Origin of the sequence: Trichloromonas sp., from assembly GCF_041583255.1 — a bacterium.
Taxonomy (GTDB): domain Bacteria; phylum Desulfobacterota; class Desulfuromonadia; order Desulfuromonadales; family Trichloromonadaceae; genus Trichloromonas.
In genome coordinates this window covers 1-8,014 of record NZ_JBFHGD010000156.1, presented here as the reverse complement: position 1 = coordinate 8,014, position 8,014 = coordinate 1, and the positions used below count along the sequence as shown (strand labels likewise).

The following is an 8,014-nucleotide window of genomic DNA, read 5'->3' as shown; positions in this document are numbered from 1 at the left end:
GTGCAGTCGGCGATCGTCTGGGTCGCCGCCCTCGCCATTGTCTGCGCCTCGTCCCTGGCCCTGGCCCAGCGCGATCTGCGGCGGATGCTGACCTTCATTTTGGTCGCCGAAGTCGGCTACATGGTCGGCGGGGTCTGGCTGGCCAACACCCAGGGGATGACCGGCGCCATTCTGCATATTGTCAACGACGCGTTGATGACCCTCTGCCTCTTTTTAGCGGCAGCGGCCATCTACTACCGCACCGGCAGCCTCAAGTTCGAGAACCTCCATGGCCTGTTCCGGAAAATGCCGATCACCATGGCCGTCTTCGTCATCGGCGCCTTCGCCATGATCGGGGTGCCGCCGACCTGCGGCTTTTTCAGCAAGTGGTACCTGATTCTCGGCGGCATCGAGGCGGGCCAGTGGGGCTATGTCGGCGCCTTGATCTTCAGCAGCCTGGTCAATGCCGTCCTCTTTTTCCGCATCATCGAAATCGCCTTCTTCCCCAAGGGGGAGCACGGTCACGAGCCGATCCGCATGGAAGAGGCGCCGTTTATGATCCTGACTCCGCTGGTGCTGACGGGCATCGCCCTGCTCGCGGTCGGTTTCGGCTCTGGCCCGCTGGTGAGCAACATCATCCGGCTGGCCATTCCGGCCGGATTCTGATGCACCGAATATGACGGCAACCGCCCGGCACCACGACAGTCATTTATCTACCACCCTGGAATAAAGAGAGATCATGGCGTACCAATATTCCATCTGGCCCCTGGTCGCGATTCTGGTTTCCCTGCTGGCGGCCCTGCCGATCATGGCCTTCAATGACCGCAGCCCGAACCTGCGCGAGAGCAGCACCCTCATGGCGGCGGTCGCCAAGTTTTTGATCGTCGCCTCGATGATCCCGACGGTCATGCAGGGGGGCGGTTTCGAGCTGACCCTGGCCGAGGTGATCCCCGGGGTGCCGATCCAGTTGCGGGTCGACGGCCTGGGGCTCTTCTTCGCCCTGGTCGCCTCGTTCCTCTGGATCTTCACCTCGCTCTACTCGATCGGCTACATGCGCACCCTCGAGGAGCATGACCAGACCCGCTACTTCGCCTCCTTCGCGGTGGCCATTTCGGCGACTATCGGCGTCGCCTTCTCGGCCAACCTGCTGACCATGTACCTGTTCTACGAGATGCTCTCGCTGTCGACCTACCCGCTGGTCACTCATGAGCAGACCGCCGAAGCCCGCAAGTCGGGGCGCAAGTACCTGACCTACATCCTCGGCACCTCCATCGGCCTGGCCCTGCCGGCCATGCTGATTACCTACCACCTGGCCGGGACGCTTGACTTCACCCAGGGCGGCATCCTGGCCGGCTGCGCTTCGCCGTCGACCATCACCTTGCTGCTGCTGCTCTTCGTTTTCGGCTTCGCCAAGGCCGGGATCATGCCCTTTCACGGCTGGCTGCCGGCAGCCATGGTCGCCCCGACCCCGGTCAGCTCCTTTCTCCACGGCGTGGCGGTGGTCAAGGTCGGCGTCTTTGCCATCATGCGGGTGGTTTTCGACATCCTCGGACCTGACCTGCTGCGCCAGCTCGACCTCGGCACGGTATTGACCACCATCGCCTCGATCACCATCCTGACCGCCTCGCTGGTCGCCCTGACCCAGGACAGCCTGAAGCGCCGGCTGGCCTATTCGACCATCGGCCAGCTCTCCTACATGATCCTCGGCGTCGGCATGCTGTCGGCGGCCGGCATGACCGGCGGCGTGCTTCATATCGCCATGCACGCCTTCGGCAAGATCACCCTCTTCTTCTGCGCCGGCGCCATCTATGTCGCCAGCCACAAGAAGTACATCAGCCAGATGGATGGTCTCGGACGGCAGATGCCGATCACCTACCTGGCCTTCTTTCTCGGCTCCCTGAGCATCATCGGCATGCCGCCTTTAGGGGGCTTCATCAGCAAGTGGTACCTGGTGATCGGCGCCGTCAGCAGCGACCAGATAGTCCTGCTCCTGGTACTGCTGGTCAGCTCCCTGCTCAACGCCGCCTACTTCCTGCCGATCGTCTACCGCGGCTTCTTTGCCAGGGCCTCCGACCCGGTCTTCGACCAGGGAATCAAGGAAGCTCCAACATTCTGCCTGGTGCCGCTCTGCGTAACCGCCTGCGCCTCATTGGCGCTGTTCTTCTACCCGGATATTTTCCTCCGGTTGGCCCAACTGGCCCTGTTCCCATAGATTGAGGTTGAGAGATGGAACCTGAAAACAAAAAACCGGAAGTCTGGACCTGGTTCGATCATCCGCAAAATATCAAGCGGCTGAAAACCGGTTTCTATATCGTCCTGGTGCTGCTGGTCATCCCCGACTTCTTTATGCACAAGCACACCCTGTTCTCACCGATCGAGACCTGGCCCGGATTTTACGCCGCATTCGGCTTTGTCGCCTGCGTGGCGATCATCCTGATCTCCAAGCTGCTCGGCTATGTCCTGAAGGTAAGAGAGGACTACTATGATCGCTAGCCTGCACCCCTCCCTGCTGTTCTTCGCCGGGGCGCTGCTGCTCTGGGCATTGCCGCTGATCGGCCGCCGCCTGCTGATCCTGCTGGTTCCGGCCACCGCCTTCTTCGTTATCAGCCAGCTCGATCCGGGAACCTCCTACAGCTACCAGCTGTTCGGCTTCGACCTCAATCTGCTGCGGGTCGACAAACTGAGCAAGGCGTTCGGCTATGTCTTCACCCTGAACGCCTTCGCCTGCTTCCTGTTCTCCCAGCACCTCAAGGAGCGTTACGAACATACCGCGTCGCTCGCCTATATCGGCGCGGCCCTCGGCGCGGTCTTCGCCGGTGACCTGATCTCCCTCTACCTGTTCTGGGAAGTGATGGCGATCACCTCGACCTTCCTGGTGCTGGCACGCAAGACCGAACGGGCCTACGGCGCGGCCTTCCGCTACGTGATGATCCATATTCTCGGCGGACTTTGCCTGCTGGCCGGCATCCTGCTGCAGGTCCATGCCACCGGCTCGGTCGCCTTCGACGGTTTTGACCTGCAGGGGCTGCCCAGCTACCTGATCCTGATCGGCTTCCTGGTCAACGCCGCGGCACCGCCATTGAACGCCTGGCTCTCCGACGCCTACCCGGAGGCGACCGTCACTGGCGGGGTGATCATGACCGCCTACACCACCAAGACCGCCGTCTACACCCTGATCCGCGGCTTCGCCGGCTGGGAAGTCCTGATGTTCGTCGGCTGCGCCATGGCGATCTACGGCATCATCTGGGCGATCCTCGAGAACGACATGCGGCGCATCCTCGCCTACTCGATCATGAACCAGGTCGGCTTCATGATCTGCGGCATCGGCATCGGCACCGCCATGGCGCTCAACGGCGCGGTCGCCCATGCCTTTGCCCACATCATCTACAAGGCGCTGCTATGGATGAGCGCCGGCGCGGTGCTCTACCTGACCGGCAAGAGCAAATGCACCGACCTGGGCGGTCTCTACAAGACTATGCCGCTGACCATGATCTTCGGCACTATCGGCGCCCTGGCGATCTCCAGCTTCCCCTTCCTCTCCGGCTACACCACCAAGCCGATGATCATCGAGGCGGGGGTCCACGAAGGCCTCTTCTGGGTCTGGATGATCCTCGAGATCGCCTCGGCCGGGGTTTTCCTGCACGCCGGGATAAAATTCCCCTATTTCGTCTTTTTCGCCAAGGACAACGGCCTGCGTCCGGGGGAGCCACCCAGGCACATGCTGCTGGCGATGGCGTTCCTCTCCTTCGTCTGCATCTTCCTCGGCGTTTATCCCGAACCGCTCTACAACATTCTGCCCTTCGGCACGGTCGATTTCCACGCCTATACCTTTGAACACACCCTGAACCAGTTCCAGCTGCTGATGTTCTCGGCCCTCGCCTTCTTCATGTTGCTGCCGCTGCTCAAACGCACCGAGACCATCTCCATCGATACCGACTGGTTCTACCGCAAGGGCGGAAAGCTCTTCTACCAAATGAGCGACAAAATCTTCAACGGCCTCAACGCCTGGGGCGATCGGGTTTTCGTGCAGAAGCTGCCGGCGCTGCTGGCCCGCTTCTTCGAAGACCCAGGCGCCAACGTGCAGAAGCACGGCGTCCGCCTGCTGGCCGAAGCAGTCGGCGGCGAGCGGGACTTTGCCGCGACCGATGCGGCGATCGAACGGCGCAGCCACCTCGGGACCTACCCGGTCGGGGTCGGGGTGCTGCTGGCGGTGCTCTGCCTGTCAGTGATGTCCTTCATCTTCTTCTGGTAAGCGTAACCCACTCCTTTCCGATGGCGGCCGGCAGCACCGGCCGCCTTTTATTTTATGACCAGCCTTTACCTGCACATCCCTTTCTGCCAGCGCAAATGCCCGTATTGCGACTTCTACTCCACCGACCGGCACACCCCTGCCGACCTGGACAACTATACCGGCCAGCTGCTGCGCCATCTCGAACTGGCGGCGGATTCGGACAGCTGGCCCGGCCCGCTGGAGACGGTCTTTTTCGGCGGCGGCACCCCCTCGCTGCTGACCCCGGCCCAGGTCGGCCGCGTTCTGCAAAGGGCCGAGACCCTGTTCGGCTTGGCCGCCGCTTGCGAAATCAGCCTCGAGGCCAACCCCGGCACCGTTTCGCTGGAATCCCTCAGGGGCTACCACAGCGCCGGAGTCAACCGGCTGTCGCTGGGAGTACAATCACTGAATGCCCGATCGTTGCAGCGGTTGGGCCGGATCCATGCCCCCGAAGACGCCGTCAAGGCCATCCGCCTGTCCCGCCAGGCCGGCTTCGATAATCTCTCCTGCGACCTGATGTTTGCCCTGCCCGGCCAGTCGCTGGCCAACTTGATGGAAGAGCTGGCCCGCCTGCTCGAGCACCACCCCGAGCACCTGTCCTGCTACGGGCTGAGCGTTGAAGAAGACACCCCCTACCACGCCCAGCAAGCCGGCGGGTTGCTGCAGCTCCCCGAAGAGACCGGCTACGCCGGCCACTTTATGGCGCTGCACCATCAGCTCACCGCCGCCGGCTACGACCACTACGAGATCTCCAATTACGCCCGTCCGGGTCGCCAATGCCGGCACAACCTCGGCTACTGGCGCCGGCAAGCCTGTCTCGGCATCGGTGCCGGTGCCCACTCCTTCGACCCCCGCCACTGGGGCTTTCGCCGGGCGGTCGCTGGCGACCTTGAACGCTACCGCCTGCAGCTGCAGCAGGGTCTCGACCCGGCCACGGAGCTGGAGCAATTCGACCGCCGCGGCGCCATGGCCGAAACCCTCTACCTCGGCCTGCGCACCGCCGAAGGGGTCGGCGAAGCGGCCTTTGCCGCCCGCTTCGGAGAAAGCCTTGGCGAGGTCTTCGCGGCCGCGCTGAACCAGGCCTCCGGCCACCTCGTGCGGCGCCATGGCCACTGGCGGCTCACCCCGGAAGGCTGGCTGATCTTCGACCACCTGATCCTTCCTTTTCTCTGAAAAAAGTGCCATTTCCCGGCCCCATTAGCCCTTGACAAAGGGGTGGGCCATTGTTATGTTGTTCGCGTTAGCACTCGGCCAACAGGAGTGCTAACGCGAATGTCACAGCCGGGTTTTTTCCGGCTTAAGTTTTTTCAGGGCGAATCTTCCTATGGGTGAAGAGCTCAACGAACGCAGTCGGCGGATACTCGAAGCCATTGTTGAGGACTATATCGGCACCGCCGAACCAATCGGCTCACGAGCGGTAACCCGGCGCCATCAGCTCGGGTTGTCACCGGCAACGGTACGCAACGTCATGGCCGATCTCGAGGAGATGGGCTACATCGTCTCCCCCCACACCTCGGCCGGCCGGGTGCCGACCGACAAGGGGTACCGCTTCTACGTCGACACCCTGCTGCAGGTCGGACAGCTTGACCCGCAGCAGAAAAGCCGCATCGAGCAGTATTACCGGCTCGATGGTCTGCGGGTCGAAGAGCGCCTGCGGGAGGCGGGCAAGGTTCTTTCAGCCATCTCCAGTTATGCCGGGGTGGTGATGATCCCCCGTTTCACCTCGACGGTCTTCCGCCACATCGAGTTTCTCAAGCTGTCGCAGGGCAAGATCCTGGTGGTTTTCGTCTCCCGCTCGGGGCTGGTGCAGAACAAGGTCATTGAAACCGACCCGCCCCTCTCCCAGCACGAACTGGAGCAGGTCAGCAACTACCTGAACCAGACCCTGACCGGCCTCAGTATCCAGGACATCAAGGCCAAAATCGTTCGCGACATGGCCGAGGAAAAAGCCACCTACGACCAGCTGCTGCGACGGGCGCTGGAGCTGTCGCGGGAGGCACTGTGCGAGGAGATCGGCGGCCAGGTCTTCATCGAAGGGGCCTGCAACATCCTGGAGCAGTCCGAGTTCAAGGACCTGGAACGGATGAAGCGGCTGTTTCGGGCATTCGAACAGAAAAGCCTGCTGGTGGAACTGCTCGACAAGAGCCAGCACGCCAAGGGTGTGCAGATCTTCATCGGCAGCGAGTCGGAATACAGCGAAATCGAAGGCTGCAGCCTGATCACCGCCAGCTATTCCAGCAGCCGCGGCACCATCGGCACGCTGGGGGTCATCGGCCCGAGCCGGATGAACTATTCCCAGGTCATCCCGGTCGTCGATTACACGGCTCGGCTGGTCAGCCAGGTCCTCGAGATAGAATCAGAATAGGAGAGTTAATAACGTGGCAAAGAAGACTGAGCAGCCTGTCGATCAGGCTGCTGCCGAAACCGAAGAGCAGATAACCGAGCAGGCGCCCCAGGACGCCGCTGTCGAACCTTCCCTCGAGGAACAGCTCGCCGCCAGCCGGGCCGAATCGCAGAAAAACTGGGATCTCTACCTGCGCGAGCGCGCCGACCTGGAAAACTTCCGCCGCCGCGCCCAGCGCGAAAAGGAAGAACTGTCGCGCTTCGCCAATGAGAACATCATCAAGGAAATCGTCCCGGTGGTGGACAACCTCGAGCGCGCAGTCGCCCATGCCCGCCAGGAAAGCGGCGATACCGAAGGGTTGCTGCAGGGGGTGGAAATGACCCTGTCGATGTTCGCCAAGGCGCTGGACAAGTTCGGCGTCACCCCGTTCAATTCGGTCGGCGAACCCTTTGATCCGTCCCGCCACGAGGCCATGGGCCTGGTGGAAAGCACCGAGCATGCCCCCAACACCGTCGTGCACGAAATGCAGAAGGGCTACCTGCTCAGCAGCCGCCTGCTGCGCCCGGCCCTGGTCATGCTGGCCAAGGCTCCGGCCGCCGAGCCGCCTGCGACCGACGGCAATGAAAACAACTAACGCTGCTACAGCCTGAAGACTAAAACACAAGGAGGATATACATCATGGGTAAAGTTATCGGTATCGACCTCGGCACCACCAACTCGTGCGTTGCCGTCATGGAAGGCGGCGAGCCGGTTGTCATCGCCAACTCGGAAGGCGCCCGCACCACCCCGTCGATGGTCGCCTTCGCCGAAAACGGCGAGCGCCTGGTCGGCCAGCAGGCCAAGCGGCAGGCGGTTACCAACCCGGAAAACACTCTCTACGCCATCAAGCGCCTGATCGGCCGCAAGTTCGACTCGGACGCGGTGCGCAAGGACATCAAGATCAGCCCCTTCAAAATCCTGCAGGCCGACAACGGCGACGCCTGGGTCGAGGCCCGCGGCAAGAGCTACAGCCCGCCGGAAATCTCGGCGATGGTTCTGCAGAAAATGAAGCAGACCGCCGAAGACTATCTCGGCGAAGAGGTCACCGATGCCGTCATCACCGTGCCGGCCTACTTCAACGACTCCCAGCGCCAGGCCACCAAGGATGCCGGCAAGATCTCCGGCCTGAACGTGCTGCGCATCATCAACGAGCCGACCGCCGCTGCCCTGGCCTACGGCCTGGACAAGAAAGCCGAAGAAAAAGTCGCCGTATTCGACCTCGGCGGCGGCACCTTCGACATCTCGATCCTCGAACTCGGCGACGGCGTCTTTGAAGTCAAGTCGACCAACGGCGACACCTTCCTGGGCGGCGAAGACTTCGACCAGCGCATCATCGACTATGTCGCCGGCGAGTTCAAGAAAGAGCAGGGGATCGACCTGCG

Annotated in this window: 8 protein-coding genes; all 8 read left to right on the top strand. The window is 62.3% G+C overall.

What is annotated here, in order from left to right:
• Nucleotides 1–645: proton-conducting transporter transmembrane domain-containing protein (locus ABYV89_RS12140; RefSeq protein ID WP_432823220.1), on the top strand; the 645-nt coding region annotated here is incomplete at its 5' end.
• Between the two features lie 73 nt (nucleotides 646–718).
• The gene (locus tag ABYV89_RS12135; protein WP_432823219.1) at nucleotides 719–2,191 is read left to right on the top strand and encodes a monovalent cation/H+ antiporter subunit D family protein; all 1,473 of its coding nucleotides are present in this window, start codon (nucleotides 719–721) and stop codon (nucleotides 2,189–2,191) included.
• Between the two features lie 14 nt (nucleotides 2,192–2,205).
• Nucleotides 2,206–2,472, top strand: coding sequence for a hypothetical protein (locus tag ABYV89_RS12130; protein WP_432823218.1), 267 nt, complete (start codon nucleotides 2,206–2,208; stop codon nucleotides 2,470–2,472).
• The gene (locus tag ABYV89_RS12125; RefSeq protein ID WP_432823217.1) at nucleotides 2,462–4,231 is read left to right on the top strand and encodes a Na(+)/H(+) antiporter subunit D; all 1,770 of its coding nucleotides are present in this window, start codon (nucleotides 2,462–2,464) and stop codon (nucleotides 4,229–4,231) included. The genes ABYV89_RS12130 and ABYV89_RS12125 overlap by 11 nt, the downstream gene beginning before the upstream one ends.
• A gap of 54 nt (nucleotides 4,232–4,285) precedes the next feature.
• Entirely contained in the window at nucleotides 4,286–5,422 is a 1,137-nt protein-coding gene (gene hemW / locus ABYV89_RS12120) for a radical SAM family heme chaperone HemW (RefSeq protein ID WP_432823216.1), read from the top strand.
• Nucleotides 5,423–5,573: 151 nt separating this feature from the next.
• Entirely contained in the window at nucleotides 5,574–6,614 is a 1,041-nt protein-coding gene (gene hrcA / locus ABYV89_RS12115) for a heat-inducible transcriptional repressor HrcA (protein ID WP_432823215.1), read from the top strand.
• A 13-nt stretch (nucleotides 6,615–6,627) separates the two neighbouring features.
• Nucleotides 6,628–7,227, top strand: coding sequence for a nucleotide exchange factor GrpE (gene grpE, locus ABYV89_RS12110; RefSeq protein ID WP_432823214.1), 600 nt, complete (start codon nucleotides 6,628–6,630; stop codon nucleotides 7,225–7,227).
• Between the two features lie 44 nt (nucleotides 7,228–7,271).
• Nucleotides 7,272–8,014 (top strand): Hsp70 family protein (locus ABYV89_RS12105; RefSeq protein WP_432823213.1); only part of this gene is annotated, 743 nt, incomplete at its 3' end.

What these genes read in the sequence shown, in the direction of transcription:
- ABYV89_RS12135 (WP_432823219.1), top strand. Translation starts at nt 719, where the DNA reads ATGGCGTACCAATATTCCATCTGGCCCCTGGTCGCGATTCTGGTTTCC.
- ABYV89_RS12130 (WP_432823218.1), top strand. Translation starts at nt 2,206, where the DNA reads ATGGAACCTGAAAACAAAAAACCGGAAGTCTGGACCTGGTTCGATCAT.
- ABYV89_RS12125 (WP_432823217.1), top strand. Translation starts at nt 2,462, where the DNA reads ATGATCGCTAGCCTGCACCCCTCCCTGCTGTTCTTCGCCGGGGCGCTG.
- hemW (WP_432823216.1), top strand. Translation starts at nt 4,286, where the DNA reads ATGACCAGCCTTTACCTGCACATCCCTTTCTGCCAGCGCAAATGCCCG.
- hrcA (WP_432823215.1), top strand. Translation starts at nt 5,574, where the DNA reads ATGGGTGAAGAGCTCAACGAACGCAGTCGGCGGATACTCGAAGCCATT.